Genomic DNA, 17,522 nt, shown 5'->3' on the forward strand with positions numbered 1-17,522 from the left:
AAATAATTTTAAATGAATAACTTCTCAATTGTTATACATGGAGGTGCAGGAACTTTAGTAAAGGGCTTAATGACGCCTGAGTTGGAAGCTGAATATAAAGCAGCATTAAGAAACGCAAGAGATAAAGGGTATGAAGTTCTTGAAAAAGGAGGTTCAGCATTAGATGCAGTTGAGGTTGCTGTAAAGCTTCTGGAAGACTCTCCTTTATTTAATGCAGGTAAAGGAAGTGTATTTACAAACGAAGGCACACATGAAATGGATGCTTCTATTATGGAAGGAAAAACACTGGAAGCTGGTGCAGTGAGTTTGATTACAGGAATTAAAAATCCAGTATCCTTGGCAAGAGATGTCATGGAAAAAAGTTACCATGTATTTTTAGCTGGTGAAGGAGCTATGAAATTTGCAGATGGTTTGGGTTACGAAATTGAAGATCAAGATTACTTTTATGATGAGGTTAGGTACAAACAATGGCAAGGAATAAAGGATAGCGATAATTTTCAATTAGATCATAGTGTAAAAAAAGACGGTAAATTTGGAACAGTTGGCGCAGTGGCTTGTGATAAACATGGAAATATTGCGGCTGCCACATCTACTGGAGGTATGACAAATAAAAAATGGGGACGTGTAGGTGATTCTCCAATGGTTGGAGCAGGCGTTTATGCAAATAATAAAACATGTGCTGTAAGTTGTACAGGAAGTGGTGAGTTTTTTATTCGAGGCGTTGTAGCTTACGATGTATCTTGTTTGATGGAACACAAAGGTATGTCACTTGAAGATGCAGCAAAAGAAGTGATTCAAAAACGAGTCTTAGAAATTAATGGTGATGGTGGTTTAATCGCTGTGGATGCCCAAGGAAATATTGCCATGCCATTTAACACTGAGGGAATGTATAGAGCTTTTAAAACTTCAAAAGGCGAAAAAGGAATTTCTATTTACAAAAGCTAAATAAAAGGAGCATCAATAGCTAAAACAGTTACTTTTCGATTTTTTATATCATACATATCACTGTTTGATAAGACATGAACAGTCATATTAGCCATGGTCATTGGCGTTCCTTTCTCAAGTAGCTTTTCGTTATTATGTGTAAGTGTACTTCCATCAAAAATAATTGCCATTCCTGATCCAATTACAGTACAGTCATTCCCATTTTTTATTATCATGCCTGTGTCTTCCGCAAGTCCAATACCTAATAGATTAGGAAATGCTGCAACAGCTTCTGACACACGACCAAAACGACCTCGCTTAATGAAGTGTGTATCAATCATTAATTCAGGAATTAAACCTAAGCCATGATACATGGTAACGGCTCCTTTAATAAAAGCGTCTCTTGGGCTACCTCCAGCAATCATTTCATTTGTCATAGCCATAGCACCAGCGCTAGTTCCAGCAATTACAAATCCTTCTTCATTTTTATAACGATCAAGAAGAATTTTATGGATGGTTGTACCTCCAATTCTCTTCGTGATTTTTGATTGGTCACCACCTGAAAACATGATGCAGTTGGCAGATTTAATCAACTCAATAGAAGTTGTCTTTTCGGAATCTTTCTTACTTCTTATGTCAAGTATATGCACATTTTTGCAACCTAAAGTTGTAAAAGCTTCAAGGTAGTTTTCGCCCACTTCAACAGGAATACTCGAGGCTGTCGGAATTACAACTATTTTTGCATCAATGCCTCCTGCTTCTTTCACAACGTGAAAAAGTATACCTTCTTCAATAAATTCAAGGGTGTGTTTTTCATCGGTTTCAAACCCTTTATCTTCATTTCCGCCTATTGGGATTAGCGTACCTTTTACCTTTTGCATAAAATCAATCTAAAAATTACTGGGCAAAAATAAGGTAATTTTTTTATTGAAAATTGTCTATATTTATAATCTTTCACTTTAATAAACCTAAAAACCAACAAAACATGAAGATAAGAGAAATCAATGCTATGAGAGGGCCAAACTACTGGTCGGTAAGACGCCATAAACTAATTGTAATGGTTTTGGATCTTGAGGAGATGGAAGAGCTCCCATCCAATAAGGTAGATGGGTTTTATAATAGGCTAACAGCAATGTTTCCTGGGATGTACGAACATCGTTGTTCTGTGGGTGAACCTGGAGGTTTTTTTCAACGCGTTGAAGAGGGCACTTGGATGGGACACATTATAGAACATATTGCTCTTGAAATTCAAACTCTTGCTGGAATGGATGTTGGCTTTGGTAGAACTCGTGGTTATGGTGAAGAAGGAGTGTATAGTGTGGTATTTGCCTATATGGAGGAGTCTGTGGGTCGTTATGCAGCAAAAGCATCAGTTAGAATTTGTGAAGCTTTAATTGCTGGGGGAGATTATGATTTATCTGAAGACATACAGGAGATGCGAGAATTACGTGAGGCAGATCGCTTAGGACCAAGTACTGGATCCATTGTCGAAGAAGCCGCTAGTAGAGGAATTCCTTGGATTAGATTAAATAAATACTCGCTATGTCAACTAGGGTATGGTGCTAATCAAAAGCGTATTCAAGCAACAGTAACCAGTGAAACTAGTAGTATTGGAGTAGAGTTGTCTTGTGATAAAGAAGATACCAAGTACTTGTTAGAACAAGCTGAAGTAGAAGTTCCTCGTGGTGATATTATTCGTCGTGAACGCAGCTTAAAAGAAGCTTGTGGTTATGTAGGTTTTCCTTTGGTTATTAAACCAATTGATGGAAATCATGGTAGAGGCATTACAGTGGATATTCAGAATTATGACGATGCACTTCAAGCATTTCATCACGCGAAAGAAAGTTCAAAAAGCGGAGCTATTATAGTTGAAAAGTTTATAGAAGGTCAGGATTATAGATTATTAGTCATTAATAATAAATTAGTAGCTGCAGCCATACGCACGCCAGCACATGTAATAGGTGATGGAAAATCTACGGTTCAGGAATTAATTGATGAGGTAAATAAAGATTCTCGTCGAGGTTATGGTCATGAAAATGTGCTAACACAAATTACTGTTAACGAACTAACAAAAACAATTATAAAAGATGCAGGATATACACTCGATTCTATTATAGATGAAGGTGAAAAATTGATTTTAAAAGATACGGCAAACTTAAGTACAGGAGGGACAGCCGAAGACGTTACCGATATTGTGCACCCTGCAAATGTAAGTATGGCTGAACGTATTTCAAAGATTATAGATTTGGATATTTGTGGAATTGACATTATGACTACAGATATTTCTAAACCATTGTCCGAAACTGGAGGTGCTGTACTTGAGGTGAATGCAGGACCTGGATTTAGAATGCATTTAGCACCAACAACTGGATTGCCACGTAACGTTGCCGCTCCAGTAATTGATAAATTATTCCCACAGAAAGGAGATACAGGTCGTATCCCTATTATAGCTATAACTGGAACCAACGGAAAAACAACAACTTCTAGGTTAATAGCTCATATTGCAAAAATGAAAGGTTATAGAGTAGGCTACACTACTAGTGATGGGGTATATATTCAAAATAGACTGCTTATGACAGGTGATTGTACTGGTCCAGCGAGTGCAGAATTTGTACTAAAAGACCCAACGGTAAATTTTGCAGTTTTGGAGTGCGCACGAGGTGGTTTATTGAGGGCTGGTTTAGGTTTTAAAAAATGTGACGTAGCTGTAGTAACAAATGTAGCAGCAGACCATTTAGGTTTAAAAGGAATTCATACAGTTGACCAATTGGCTAAGGTAAAAGGTGTGGTGCCAGAAACAGTATTACCAGATGGCTATGCTATTTTAAACGCTGATGATGACCTAGTATATGATATGAGACGAACTGTTGATTGTAACGTTGCTCTGTTTTCAATGGATGAAAACAATCCTAGAATTAAAGCTTTACAACGTTTAAACGGTATTACAGCAATATATGAGAATGGTTATGTTACTATTTGTAGAGGCGAATGGAAAATGCGATTAATGAAAGCTGAGAATATCCCGTTAACCTATGGTGGGAAAGCTAAATTCATGATTCAAAATGTATTGGCAGCTGTACTCGCTGCACATGTTCAAGGCATTAGTATAGAAGATATGAAAGCTGCTTTAGAAACGTTTATACCATCTGCTACGCAAACTCCTGGAAGACTTAATTTATTTGAGTTTAATAATTTCACTATTTTATTAGATTATGCTCATAATCCTGCAGGAATGCGTGCGTTACAAAAATTCACTAATGAATTGGAAGCAACTGTAAAGGTTGGGATTATTGCTGGCATTGGAGACAGACGTATTGAAGACAATAATGAAATGGGAGCTATTGCAGCCGAAATGTTTGACGAAATTATTATTCGTCAAGATAAACGCCTACGAGGAAAAACTGAAGAAGAACTTATTAAAATGTTGAATGATGGTATTAAAAAGAAAGATCCTAATAAGAAGACTACCATTATCCCATCTGAAAAAGAAGCGATTAAATTTGCAGTTAAGAATGCAGTGAAAGGATCACTTATTATTATGTGTAGTGATGTGATTCCAGATGCTTTAGATTTGGTAAAACATTTTAAAGAACAAGAAGCCAAAGGCGAATTAAACTATGCTGATTAAAAATATTATTTCTATTAGAAATAAAAAGCCTCTGAATTATCAGAGGCTTTTTGCTATTTCACTATTATTATTTGATAAATAAAATGAATTTTAACTCATTACAGTTGCCTTACGCTTTAACTGTAAACTCTTTATATATGCCTTAACGCTAATAATATCGCTACTCTTTTTAAAGTTAAGGTCTAGATTTTGTTTTTTTGGATTAATTGAGATAGGATCAACTTTCTTAATAGTGAGCTTTAAATCTTTATTGATTTCTGCTTTAATAATAACATTAGCTTCAACTTCTACTGTAATTTCAGTTTTGTCGATTTTAGTATCGTTTTGCGCAGAAGCGAAAAATGGAACGATTAAAAATGCTATTACTATTAATACTCTTTTCATGACTTGGGGTTTGTTTCTGAGGCAAAGGAAAGGGACATAAAGAGTTACGACTCTAAATTTTTGTTCAAATGCAGAGAAAACTAGTTAAATTGAATTCTTTGTAAAAAAACATCGATGAAATACACTTTTAACTATTACCGTTAATCTAACAAACGTGTATTTGGTCGTTAATAGAGGTAATTTAACCATTCATCGAAACCAGAGGGTATATTAATTGTAGGAAAAAGACTATTTATCAAATTTATTCTTTATTGAAATAATCAGACGAAATATTTTTATTTTGGTCACTTTGATACTTCATATATGTAAACCCCTTATGAATACAATACGAGCCAATGTCTCCAGCTTTATTCATGGCGAGATATGCAATTTGAAAATCTTTATAGCGATCTCCTTTAGAAACAATTCTACTAATAGCTTCCTCACATGCTTCTTGTGGTGATTTTCCTTGACGCATTAATTCAACAATTAGAAAACTACCAACAGTTTTTACTACCTCTTCTCCCATTCCAGTGGCCACAGCACCACCAATTTCATTATCTATAAACAATCCAGATCCAATTATTGGTGAGTCACCAATTCTCCCTTTCATTTTATAAGCCAATCCAGACGTGGTGCATGCACCAGCAATATTCCCGTTTTTGTCCATGGTGAGCATACCTATAGTGTCGTGGTTTTCTATATTAATAATTGGTTGGTACTTTGAAGTTTCTTTCCACTTTTCCCAAGCTTTTTTAGATGCTTCTGTTAAAAGTTCTTCTTTTTTAAATCCTTGGGTATAGGCAAATTCTTCAGCACCTTTCCCAGCTAGCATTACGTGAGGTGTATCTTCCATCACTTTTTTGGCTAATGCTGCAACGTTAGTAATATTTTCAACACATAATACAGCACCACAATCCCCATCAGAGTTCATAACACAAGCATCTAACGTAACGTTACCATCTCTATCTGGTGCGCCACCTTTACCAACGGTAGTGTTTTTTATGTTTTGTTCCTCAACGGCAACACCTTTAATGGCTGCATCTAAAGCAGATATATTTTTAGATAATGCTTCTCCAGCTTTGGCATTGGCTTCAGCAAATCCCCAAGTACAAATAGCTATTGGAAATTTTGATGTGTCTATTGTTGCAGCTTTTTTTGAAGGCGTTTTTTCTTGTTCATTGCAAGCTATAGCTGAAGCTCCTACTGTAATACCAACTCCTGTTAAGGATGCGTTTTTTATAAAGTTTCTACGTTTCATCGAAAAATTTATTTTCATTCCCTAGAAAAAGGGAGTTATATTATTATTACATCTTTACTTTTTTGGTTACCTCTCTATCCTTACTCATTGAATATGGTAAGTCTTCTTCTTTACTTCCCCAATCTTTATTAGGTTTATTACTCATTTCAAAATTCAGAGAACCTCCATTTTGAACAGCATCGTAGGTTAAAAAATTGCGTGAATAAGACTTATTATTTAAAGAAGCTGATTGAATATAAAAATTATCTTCAGAATTATTATCGGCTTCTATCACAAAAGTATTTCCGTTTTCTAAATGCATGGTAGCTTTTTTGAACAACGGGCTTCCAATAATATACTCATCTGTAGCGGGAGTCACAGGGTAAAACCCTAATGAACTAAATACATACCACGCTGAGGTTTGTCCATTATCTTCATCTCCACAATAACCATCTGGTGTCGCACTGTATAAGGTGGTTAAAACATCTCTAATCTTTTCTTGTGTTTTAAAAGGAACACCTGCATGATTATATAAATAAATCATGTGTTGTATTGGCTGATTGCCATGTGCATAATTCCCCATATTTACGATTTGCATTTCGCGGATTTCGTGAATGGTGATACCATAATATGAATCGTCAAAATCTGGTGGCATTGTAAATACACCATCAAGTTGCTTGATGAAGTTTTCTTTTCCTCCCATTAAATTCGCTAAACCCTCTACATCTTGAAATACAGACCAAGTGTAGTGTAAACTATTTCCTTCTGTAAATGCATCTCCCCATTTTAGAGGATTAAAAGGTGATTGAAATGTGCCATCTTCATTTTTACCACGCATTAAATTAGTGGAAGGGTCAAATACATTTTTATATCGTTCGGACTGTTTGTAAAACTTTTCGGCAATCTCTGTTTTACCTAATTTATCAGCCATTTGAGCAATGGTGAAATCGGCATAAGCATATTCTAAGGTTCGTGCTACGTTTTCATTCACACCTATATCGTAAGGCACATAGCCAAGACTGTTGTAATACTCCAAACCTTCCCGACCAACCGAACCGACAGGTCTACCATCAGCAACTTCAGCATTTTTTAAGATAGCTTCAAATAGGGTAGCTGTGTCCTTATCATCTACGTTGCCTTTTAGAAATGCATCTGCAATAATTGGAGCAGAGTTAGAGCCAATCATACAATCTCTATGACCTGGACTTGCCCATTCTGGTAGCCATCCAGATTCCTTATAGGTGTTTGCTAAGCCTTCCATAATCTGACTATTTAATTCTGGATACATCATATTAAAAAATGGGAAGACTGCTCTAAAAGTGTCCCAAAAACCATTATCTGTAAACATGTAGCCTGGTAAAACTTCACCATTGTAAGGACTGTAGTGAACCACATTATTGTCAGCATCATATTCGTAAAATTTTCTTGGGAATAGCAACACACGATATAAACAAGAGTAAAAAGTTCTAATATTATCAATGTTGTCGTCTTCAATTTGAATTCTGTTCAGTTCGGTTTCCCAAGCTTGTTTGGCTTTTTCTTTAGTGGTTTCAAAAGAATCGTCACCAATTTCCCTATCTAAATTGAGTTGTGCTTGCTCTGGACTAATAAAGGACGACGCTACTTTTACATTTACCACTTCACCTTTTTTTGTTTTAAAACCAATAATGGCACCAACATGCTGTCCTTCGCTATCTGTTGTATTTTCTTGTAAAGTCCAATCATCATTCCAAGTATGGTTGATTTCGAAATCCTTATCAAACTCGGCAACAAAATAATTATGAAAATTATTAGGAACACCACCAGAGTTGTTACGGCAATAGCCAATAATTTTGCGTTCTTCAGGAATTATTTTCACCATAGAGCCTTTAAAAAAAGCATCGAGCATGATGTATGAATTATCAGATTCTGGAAAGGTAAATCTAAATTGAGCAGCGCGTTCGGTTGGTGTGACTTCCACTTTGGTATCATAATCTGCTAAATAGACTTCGTAATAATGTGGCTTCACGGTTTCAACTTTATGAGAGAACCATGATTGACGCTCTTCTTCTTTATATTTTAAATCGCCAGTGACAGCCATAAACGAAAAGGCTGCATAATCGTTTATCCAGGGACTTGGTTGATGCGTTTGTTTGATGCCTCGAATTTTGTTTTCATTGTATTTGTAAGTCCAACCGTCTCCCATTTTAGAGGTCATTGGCGTCCAGAAGTTCATTCCCCAAGGTGCCGCGATTGCTGGATAGGTGTTTCCGTTTGAAAGACTGTATTTGGAATCGGTACCCATTAACGGATTGACGTAGTCCACTAAATCTTTCTGTTGAAACACGATGTTTTCACCTTTATTTTCTTGATTGTTGCATGAAAATAGTCCTATTGTTATGATGAATAGTAATGTGATTTTGTTTTTCATTTATTACTGCTTTGGTTGATTAGACATTTCAAAAACGAGTTCTCCTCCATTCATAATATCATGATGTGATAACAAGTTGCCTTCAATAGTTTTTCCATTAATAGACACGCTTTGCACATACACATTTTCTTTACTCTGATTGTTGGCTTTAATCGTTAATGTTTTTCCATTGTCCAAATGAATTTTGGCTTCTTTAACCAATGGACTTCCCAACGCATAATCAGCAGAACCTGGAGTTACAGGATAAAACCCTAAACTACTGAAAACATACCAAGCACTCATTTGGCCAGCATCGTCATTACCACACAAGCCTTCAACAGTTGGGCCATACATGGTATCCATAATCATGCGTACACGAGATTGGGTCTTTTCTGGATGACCAGTCCAATTATATAAATATGGAATATGATGCCCTGGCTCATTGCCATGCACATAGTTGCCTATGATGCCATCACGAGTAATGTCTTCGTGTTTTGCGATATATTTTTCATCGATGTCCATCGTGAATAATGAATCCAGATGTTGTGTAAAACGTTCTTTTCCACCCATCATATCGACCATTTTATTAATATTTTGAGGCACATACAAGCCATAATTCCATGCATTGCCTTCAATAAAGCCTTGACCATGAGTGTCCATTGGGTCAAAGTTTTTTCTAAAAGTTCCGTCGCTTAATTTTGGTCGCATATACCCAATTTTTGGGTCATACACATTGTTATAATATTCTGAACGTTCCATGAATTCTTCTTCAGTAGAAGTATTCCCAACTTGCTTTGCCATTTGAGCAATACACCAATCGTTATAAGCATATTCCAAAGTTTTTGATACCGACGAATGACTTAAATCGTCAGGTACATATTTGTAATCGATATATTCTCCCAAGCCATCGAAATATCTAACACTTGCTGTATTGACTGAGGCTTGTAAAGCACGTTCATGGTCAAAATCACCAACATTTTTTGCCATGGCATCTGCAATCACTGATGTGGCGTGATAGCCAATCATACACCAGTTTTCATTGGCATAATGAGACCAAATGGGCAACATATTATGAACACTTTCATCATGATGCGCCAACATACTTTTTATCATATTGTTGTTACGTTCAGGTTGTGTGATGTTGAATAAAGGATGTAGCGCACGATAGGTGTCCCAAAGTGAAAAAATAGTGTAATTGGTAAACCCATCTGATTGATGAATGTTTTGGTCCAAGCCACGATATTGGCCATCAACATCTTCATATAAAATAGGAGAGAGGTTGGTGTGGTACATCGCTGTGTAAAAGGTAGTTTTATCAGCTTCTGTTAAGGTTTCAACTTCAATTTTAGAAAGTTCTGCGTTCCATTTATCACTTGTTTCTTCGTAGGTTTTATTGAAATCCCAATGCGGAATTTCGGCTTCCAAATTCTTCAATGCTCCAGCAGTACTTACTGGCGACAATGCGAATTTAATATTGATTTTTTCGTTTTCTTCTGTATCAAAATTAAAATAGGCACGAATATCCTTTCCTGCCATTTCTGGAAAATTTTCATCTTGTTTGAAACGTCTGTAAAAGCCATCGTAAAGTATGTCGTCGTACTTCTTATGTCCATAACTTTTAAAAGGTTTTGAGAATTGCATGGCAAAAAACACTTTTTTAGTCCTTGCCCAACCTTTGGTTTGTCTGTAACCTGTAATAAGCGAATTATTTTCAACACGAATAAACGTCCATACGTTTTTGTTGTCGTGATGATACACATTATACACCAAATCTAAAATAATATGTGCATCATCAGATTTTGGAAAGGTATATTGATGAAAGCCTACACGTTCGCTCGCTGTGAGTTCTGCTTTAATATTGTAACTGTCTAAATCCACTTTGTAATAACCTGGTGAGGCTTCTTCGTTGTCGTGTGAAAAGGTCGAGTAAAAGCCTTTTTTGCCTTCTGAAGTTTCTAATGGTTCAAGAATTAAATCGCCAGTTGTTGGCATGACCAGAAAATCGCCCAAATCTGAATGACCTGTACCACTAAAATTGGTGTGAGCAAATCCAATTATGGTAGAATCGCGATATTGATAACCTGCACAATATTCATAGGTTTCAGTGTTATAGCTACCGTCTTCGTTGTGCATGACTTCAAAGTTGGTCTGGGGACTTAATTGCACCATACCAAAAGGTGCAGTCGCTCCTGGAAATACATGTCCCATTTTACTGGTACCTATAAACGGATTCACAAATTGTGTATAATCGGTTTTTGAAGAGTTAATTGTTATTTCTTCGTTCGAAGTTGTTTCGTTTTTACAATTAAAAACAATTCCTAATAATAGAATGAATACAATTTTTTTATGCATGTGATACTGATTTTTTAGAATTTCTATACCCAAACCATAGAATGTATGAGTAACAAATTATGATAAATAATAAAGCTGTTTTAAATCCTATTTGGTCTGTTAGATAACCATATAAAGGCGGAATCAATGCACCTCCAACAATTGCAGTACATAATAATCCAGAGCCTTTTGGTTTTAATTCGCCTATTCCATCAATGGATAAAGTAAAAATAGTTGGGAACATAATCGAGTTGAACAATCCTACTGCTAAAATACTCCACATGCTTACCAATCCTGTCGTGCTGATTGAAATAATGATAAGTGTAATTGCTATAGTTGCAAAAATGCCAAGGACTTTTCCTGGTTTCATGATTCGTGTGAGATATGAACCTACAAAACGACCAATCATAGCGCCAGACCAATAAAATATGACGAATATTCCTAATAAGGCTTTGCTGTCACTTCCTTCCAACGATTTATTAAAAATACTCGCAACACCATCAGCAATTGACATTAAGACGTTACTCTCACTTATTAAAGGCGTTAAATTCATGTCTAAAAAGTAGCTAACTAAATAACTTCCAATAGCGACTTCGGCGCCTACATAAAAGAAGATACCTAAAACACCAAGCATTAAATTTTTGTTTTTGAAAGCTTCAGCATACGTTCCAGTCGAAGTTTCACTTATCATTTTTGGTAATTTTGCAAAGAGGAAAATAACAGCAATCAGGCCTATAAACAATGCTAATCCCAAAAATGGCATTTGCACAGCTGAAGCTTCAGTAGCAAGATAAGTGTCTTTGGCAGTTTCGGTTAAAGCTGCAATTTCATCTTCGGTTTTTATAGTATCGCTTAAAATAAACAAAGCGCCAACTGCAGGAGCGATTGCTGTTCCTAATGAGTTAAAAGCTTGAGATAAGTTTAATCGACTTGAGGCTCCATCTTCACTTCCTAAAACTGCAACAAACGGATTGGCAGCTACTTGTAAAATGGTCATACCTCCAGCTAAAATGAAATAGGCTAACATAAAGATGCCAAATACACGATAGGAAGCTGCAGGATAAAACAATAAACATCCAGTTGCCATCGTTAATAAACCCAGAATGATTCCTTTTTTGTACCCAATTTTAGATAAAATGTAACTTGCTGGAATAGACAGTAAGAAATATGCCCCAAAAAAAGCAAATTGCACTAAACCTGCTTGAAAGTAGGTTAGTGTAAATAGCTCACGTAATCGAGGGATTAAAGAATCTACTAAAACCGTTATAAATCCCCAAAGGAAGAATAGCGTAGTTAGTAGAATGAATGAGGAACGATAGGATTTTTGTTGGTTCATGTTAGTTTATGGTTGTTAGAATTCTGCATTTATAGATATTGTCTAAATATGTTTTGCTCTCATAATATTCATCAGGAATATCGTCATCAATTTCTAATAACTTATCCTGATAAATATAAATACACTTGCAATAGTCATCAAAATCTAGATTTTGATATTGTTCGTAATCTTCTATTTCAGAGTATAAATTTCTAAATTCTTGAAAGTCCTTATCGTTAAAAGGAGTTTTTGGAGGAATAAAAACATCTCTAAAATATATTTCTAATATTTTTTTAGTTGTTTTAATTTCATAAGCATCTAATAACATTCTTGCATTTAAATTAAAATAATCCCAACTGTCATACTTTTTATTATACACACCTATTATATCAGAGTTTACATTAACTAGTATTTTGTTTTCGCCTTCAATAGTTGTTATAAGGTTATTGTTTAAATAGTTTTTTATTTCATTTATAAATATGATGTCAAAACCTTTTTTTATATCAAATGTTTCATTTGCGCTTATTAATACAAAGTAGTTGTTGTCGGCTTTAATAACATCACTATTTTTATTAATTACCACATTATGATTTGAGAAATAATCAGGATTACTATTTAAAGGATTGTTTAATATTTTAGTTAAGCTATCCATTGCATTGAGCATAGAATCTTTACTTCTTTTTTTCCAGTATTTTTTTGGATAAAATGAAACTACTCTTTTAGTGTAATTTTCCTTGTTTAATAAATCTTTTTTGGTTGTTTTCTCAATATTATTTGTTTCTTTTTTTATGTCAAAGGCTGGCTTACAACCAATGATTGCCAATAAAAAAATAAGTATTAAGCAATGTTGTTTCATATTATCTAATAGTAATCTCATCAACAAACAACCAGCTTCTCCCATCATGTTCGTAACCTAAATGCCATTCAGGCAAGACACCCAATTTTTTGGCAATGATTTTTACATAACGATAGTTGGTATTTGCTTGTTTAAATTCAACAGTTTTTATATCGACTTCATCTGTGGGCAAAATTTCATCAAACTTATAATCCCCTATGGATTTAAAGTTTTTGCCATCATTAGAAACTAGACACTCTACTACAGTTGGGAAAAATATCCATGATTTTTGGTCTTTTAAAAAGTTCACTGAAATGGTATTGATAGGTTTTTCGCTTCCCAAATCAACAGTTGCTATTAAGTCTTCGTCAAAATACCCTTGCCAAGTACCTGTTCTGAAATCTCTAGCACCTATTATTCCATCAATTAAAGCATCATTTCCTCCAGCGTTGTATTGGTTAGCATATTCTGTTTCTAGTGTAATAGAAATATTTGGGTCTATTTTATAGAATTGTGTTTCAATGGTTGCACTTTTCACATCTTCCTTTTCAGAAAAAACACTTAATGTTATTGGTTCAGAAATGGTAAAAGGAGCTTCATACTTTTTATAATCTTCTTCTCCAAGCTTGTAAAAAATAGCCGCATTTTCATCTACATTTTCTAAGACAACTTCAGTGTCGCCTTTGAAAGCTACATCACCTTTTGCAATAAATGGTGCAGGAATAATTAAATGGTCTGTTATTTCGGTTTTTGGTTCTTGACCTTCTTTTGTTCCCCATTTTGAAGGCTGATTTGTCATTTGAAATTCTAGTGTCCCACCATCTATAACTTCATTATGATATATGAAAGTTCTGTTCAAAGGTTTTCCATTTAAAGTGACACTCTCAATGTATTTATTCGAATCACTAATACCATGCGCTACAATTGTAAATTGCTTATCATTTTCTAAGTTAATCGTAGCTTTAGGAAATAGTGGTGTTCCGATAATATATTGGTTAGACGCTGGTGTTACCGAATAAAATCCCATAGAACTTAAAATATACCACGCACTCATTTGTCCGCAATCTTCATTTCCTGAAATTCCATCAGGAGCGTTTTGATATAATTCGGTTAAAATTTGATGCACTCGCTCTTGCGTTTTGTGTGGCTTATTTACAAAGTTGTACAAATAAGCCATGTGATGACTTGGTTCGTTACCATGTGCATATTGACCAATTAAACCAGTAATATCTGCTTGATTGCGACCAGAAGTTTCAACTTTAGCTGTAAATAATTCATCCAGATTTTCTTCTAATTTGTCTTTTCCACCAAGTAAATTCATAAATCCTGAAATATCTTGAGGCACATAAAAACTATATTGCCATGAGTTAGCTTCGGTATAATTGAAATTAACTTCGTAAGGATCGAAAGGTGCAAACCACGTATTTCTGAAACGACCTCTCATAAACTGTGATTCTGGGTCAAAAATGTTTTTATAATACTGCGCTCTTTCAGAGAAGATTTTATAATCATCATCTTTACCTAAATCTTTTGCCATTTGCGCAATGGTCCAATCGTCATAAGCGTATTCAAGGGTTTTAGACACCGATTCACTTTCAAATTCTACTGGAATATAACCAAGTGATTTATAAGATTCCAAACCTAATTTATCTTGATTAGCCGAATGTTTCATAGCTTCAAAAGCTTTTTCAATATCGTAATCTCGAAGTCCTTTTAAGTAAGCGTCAGCAATTACAGGAACAGCATGATAACCAATCATACAGCCTGTGTAGCAGCCTGCTAAATCCCAAATTGGCATAATGCCGCCTTCATCATATTTTGCTAAAAACGTATTGATAAAATCATTGGTTCTGTCTTGTTCAATAATGGTGTACAATGGATGTGCAGCTCGATAGGTGTCCCAAAGTGAAAACACTGTATAGTAATCGAAATCTTTAGTTTCATGAATTTCTAAATCCATACCTCGATATCTGCCATCCACATCTTGGTAAAGGTTTGGTGCAATACTTACATGATACATCGATGTGTAAAAGTTGGTTTTATAATCATCGTTATCGCTTTCAACAACTATTTTTTCAAGTTGTTGTTCCCAGATATTTTGAGCTTCGGTTTTGATGTCTTCGAACGATTTTCCATCAAGTTCTTCTCTTCTGTTTTTGCGAGCACCCTCTTCATCAACAGGAGATATACTAACTTTTATTTCAAGCAAATTGCTCTCAGAAGAATCAAACTCAAAAGCCACTTTTACTTTTTTTCCTTCATTAACTTCATCAAGAAAAGACATATTTTTAAAGGGTCTTGAAAACTCCATATTGAAAAATAAGTATTGGTCAGTCGCCCAGGCTTTTGAATGTCTTTGTCCTCCAATTTCTGTGTTGGAATACATGTTTACTTTAGAGTCTAGTACTTCATCACGATGTTCTAAATCTAGAATCACAATTTGTTTTGAGCCTTCAGAAAATTGATATTTATGAATACCACTTCGTTTTGAAACCGTCAACTCTACATCAATTTCAGTGGAATCTAAATGCACTTTGTAAAAACCAGGTTCAGCCACTTCATTGGCGTGACTAAAATGTGCTTTATAGCCTTTTTCACCATCAGCACCATTATTAAAAACAACTTCGTTTGTTGGCATTAAGAGAATATCACCATAGTCAGAAACTCCTGTACCACTTAAATGTGTGTGCGAGAAACCATAAATGTAACTATCTGAGTAATGGTAACCTGAACAACCGTCCCAACCATCCAAACGTGTGTCTGGGGATAATTGCATCATACCGAAAGGCATCGTTGCTCCTGGATACGTATGACCATGACCTCCTGTTCCAATAAATGGATTAACATATGAGATGAGGTTCTTATCTTTTTTTGCTGGTGAGATATCATTGTTTTTCTGGCAGCTAACTATTAACAGAACAATGCTGAGGGAAGTAAAAAATCGGTTCATTAGTGTTTTTTGAAATAGAAGTTGAAAGATAATAAAACTTAACTAATCTTAAGCGAAAAGAATAAGGTTAAAAAGAAGTGTTGGATGTTAATTTATAGAGGAAAGAATAACACTCTTAACTGCCATTTTTTCAGTTTATAACTCTTTTTGGTACTGATATTGTTAATGTTTGCTAAAAGGATTATTAAATACAAGTTTTGGAGTTATTTTTGTGTTGGTAAGGAAAAGAAAAAATGATAAGGTGGTTAATTTTTGTTGCAATTTATGCAATAGTAGATTTTTATGCTTTTCAGGCAATTAAAACCGTTACAAAGAATAAATGGGTACATTATTTTCATGTTTTGGTATCTATTATTGTTGTGGGAAATTTTATTTATCAATTTACTCAAGCTAGTGATGGAAGGGTTTTATCTCCTGAAAAAAGTTATGCTTTTGGTTTTTTATTGACGCTTTTAGCTCTAAAAATAGTAGTCGTGCCAATTATGTTTAGCGAAGATATTTTTCGAAGTGTTTTAGGTATGTATAATAAAGTATTTTCTAAAAGCGACACCTTTCATTTACCATCACGCAGAAAATTTATTAGTCAACTTGCCTTAGGTCTGGCTGCCATACCATTTACATCACTTTTATACGGAATGTATAAAGGCAAATACAATTTTAAAGTATTAAAATACACCTTACATTTTGAAGATTTACCTGAGGCTTTCGATGGTTATAAGATTACCCAGATTAGTGACCTTCATAGCGGTAGTTTTGATAATAAAGAAAAGGTTTCTTATGCTGTAGATTTAATTAACGAGCAACAATCAGATGCTATTTTATTTACTGGCGATATGGTTAACAATAAAGCTACCGAAATGCTGCCTTGGAAGGATACTTTTAAAAAGTTAAAGGCCACAGATGGCATTTATTCAGTTTTAGGAAACCACGATTATGGTGATTATGTAGATTGGGATTCAGCCGAAGAAAAGCAGCAAAATTTAGAAGACTTAAGAAGCATTCAAAAAGATATAGGGTTTGATTTAATGCTAAATGAGAGCCGATTTATTGAAAAAAACGGACAACGAATCGCTATTGTTGGTGTTGAAAACTGGGGAAAAGGATTTAAGCAAAAGGGAGATTTAAAAAAAGCCACTAAAAGTATTAAATCAGAAGATTTTAAAATTTTAATGAGCCATGACCCAACACATTGGCAAGAACAAGTGATAGATGATGACTACCATTATCATCTTACTTTAAGTGGTCATACACATGGTATGCAGTTTGGTATTGAAATCCCTGGATGGATTAAGTGGAGTCCAGTAAAATGGCGATACAAATATTGGGCTGGAATTTATAAAGAAGCAGGTCAATATATTAATGTAAATCGTGGTTTTGGTGTTTTGGCTTATCCAGGGCGTGTTGGAATTTGGCCAGAAATAACCGTGATAGAGTTAAAAAGAGGTTCAAATAATGCATAATTGTTTGAAAATGTTATATTTTTATAATTAAGTAAGCGTGAACCTAATAGAATACTTGATTTAAAGCATAGTATAAAAAAAATACGT

At 34.8% G+C, this 17,522-nt stretch carries 11 protein-coding genes; 3 read left to right on the plus strand and 8 right to left on the minus strand.

Annotated features, from left to right (window positions below):
• Positions 1-12: 12 nt before the first annotated feature.
• On the plus strand, positions 13-945 hold the full coding sequence (locus tag HB672_RS04105) for an isoaspartyl peptidase/L-asparaginase (RefSeq protein ID WP_167608176.1): 933 nt from the start codon (positions 13-15) through the stop codon (positions 943-945).
• On the opposite strand, the gene HB672_RS04110 is transcribed toward HB672_RS04105, so the two are convergent.
• Complete coding sequence (locus tag HB672_RS04110) at positions 942-1,805, minus strand: cyanophycinase (RefSeq protein WP_167608179.1); 864 nt, start codon at positions 1,803-1,805, stop codon at positions 942-944. The genes HB672_RS04105 and HB672_RS04110 overlap by 4 nt on opposite strands.
• 104 nt (positions 1,806-1,909) lie before the next feature.
• Here HB672_RS04110 and cphA point away from each other — a divergent pair, with 104 nt between their 5' ends.
• Positions 1,910-4,552 carry a cyanophycin synthetase gene (gene cphA / locus HB672_RS04115; RefSeq protein WP_167608182.1) on the plus strand — a complete coding sequence of 881 codons (2,643 nt, stop codon included), beginning with the start codon at positions 1,910-1,912 and terminating at the stop codon, positions 4,550-4,552.
• 90 nt (positions 4,553-4,642) lie between these two features.
• On the opposite strand, the gene HB672_RS04120 is transcribed toward cphA, so the two are convergent.
• The 7 genes from HB672_RS04120 to HB672_RS04150 all read right to left on the minus strand — a co-directional run bounded on the left by HB672_RS04120 (position 4,643) and on the right by HB672_RS04150 (position 15,975).
• A complete protein-coding gene (locus HB672_RS04120) occupies positions 4,643-4,936 on the minus strand; it encodes a hypothetical protein (RefSeq protein ID WP_167608186.1) in 294 nt (97 codons plus the stop codon).
• A 241-nt stretch (positions 4,937-5,177) separates the two neighbouring features.
• A complete protein-coding gene (locus HB672_RS04125; protein ID WP_167608191.1) occupies positions 5,178-6,176 on the minus strand; it encodes a N(4)-(beta-N-acetylglucosaminyl)-L-asparaginase in 999 nt (332 codons plus the stop codon).
• 46 nt (positions 6,177-6,222) lie between these two features.
• On the minus strand, positions 6,223-8,565 hold the full coding sequence (locus tag HB672_RS04130) for a GH92 family glycosyl hydrolase (RefSeq protein WP_167608194.1): 2,343 nt from the start codon (positions 8,563-8,565) through the stop codon (positions 6,223-6,225).
• Positions 8,566-8,568: 3 nt separating this feature from the next.
• Positions 8,569-10,896 (minus strand): GH92 family glycosyl hydrolase, encoded by a 2,328-nt coding sequence (locus HB672_RS04135; protein WP_167608197.1) that lies wholly within the window; start codon positions 10,894-10,896, stop codon positions 8,569-8,571.
• The gene (locus tag HB672_RS04140; protein WP_167608200.1) at positions 10,889-12,211 is read right to left on the minus strand and encodes a sugar MFS transporter; all 1,323 of its coding nucleotides are present in this window, start codon (positions 12,209-12,211) and stop codon (positions 10,889-10,891) included. The genes HB672_RS04135 and HB672_RS04140 overlap by 8 nt, the downstream gene beginning before the upstream one ends.
• Before the next feature lies 1 nt (position 12,212).
• Positions 12,213-13,046, minus strand: a complete 834-nt coding sequence (locus HB672_RS04145) for a hypothetical protein (RefSeq protein ID WP_167608203.1) — start codon at positions 13,044-13,046, stop codon at positions 12,213-12,215.
• 1 nt (position 13,047) lies between these two features.
• Positions 13,048-15,975: a GH92 family glycosyl hydrolase gene (locus HB672_RS04150; RefSeq protein ID WP_167608206.1), complete on the minus strand. Its 2,928-nt coding sequence runs from the start codon at positions 15,973-15,975 to the stop codon at positions 13,048-13,050.
• Between the two features lie 233 nt (positions 15,976-16,208).
• Between HB672_RS04150 and HB672_RS04155 the strand changes: the two genes are divergently transcribed.
• Complete coding sequence (locus tag HB672_RS04155) at positions 16,209-17,435, plus strand: metallophosphoesterase (protein ID WP_167608209.1); 1,227 nt, start codon at positions 16,209-16,211, stop codon at positions 17,433-17,435.
• Positions 17,436-17,522 lie beyond the last annotated feature (87 nt).

The sequence above is a fragment of the Gaetbulibacter sp. S0825 genome (genome assembly GCF_011777505.1).
Taxonomy (GTDB): domain Bacteria; phylum Bacteroidota; class Bacteroidia; order Flavobacteriales; family Flavobacteriaceae; genus Pontimicrobium.

What these genes read in the sequence shown, in the direction of transcription:
- HB672_RS04155 (WP_167608209.1), top strand. Translation starts at nt 16,209, where the DNA reads ATGATAAGGTGGTTAATTTTTGTTGCAATTTATGCAATAGTAGATTTT.
- HB672_RS04150 (WP_167608206.1), bottom strand. Translation starts at nt 15,975, where the DNA reads ATGAACCGATTTTTTACTTCCCTCAGCATTGTTCTGTTAATAGTTAGC.
- HB672_RS04135 (WP_167608197.1), bottom strand. Translation starts at nt 10,896, where the DNA reads ATGCATAAAAAAATTGTATTCATTCTATTATTAGGAATTGTTTTTAAT.
- HB672_RS04105 (WP_167608176.1), top strand. Translation starts at nt 13, where the DNA reads ATGAATAACTTCTCAATTGTTATACATGGAGGTGCAGGAACTTTAGTA.
- HB672_RS04120 (WP_167608186.1), bottom strand. Translation starts at nt 4,936, where the DNA reads ATGAAAAGAGTATTAATAGTAATAGCATTTTTAATCGTTCCATTTTTC.
- HB672_RS04145 (WP_167608203.1), bottom strand. Translation starts at nt 13,046, where the DNA reads ATGAAACAACATTGCTTAATACTTATTTTTTTATTGGCAATCATTGGT.
- HB672_RS04110 (WP_167608179.1), bottom strand. Translation starts at nt 1,805, where the DNA reads ATGCAAAAGGTAAAAGGTACGCTAATCCCAATAGGCGGAAATGAAGAT.
- HB672_RS04140 (WP_167608200.1), bottom strand. Translation starts at nt 12,211, where the DNA reads ATGAACCAACAAAAATCCTATCGTTCCTCATTCATTCTACTAACTACG.
- cphA (WP_167608182.1), top strand. Translation starts at nt 1,910, where the DNA reads ATGAAGATAAGAGAAATCAATGCTATGAGAGGGCCAAACTACTGGTCG.
- HB672_RS04125 (WP_167608191.1), bottom strand. Translation starts at nt 6,176, where the DNA reads ATGAAACGTAGAAACTTTATAAAAAACGCATCCTTAACAGGAGTTGGT.
- HB672_RS04130 (WP_167608194.1), bottom strand. Translation starts at nt 8,565, where the DNA reads ATGAAAAACAAAATCACATTACTATTCATCATAACAATAGGACTATTT.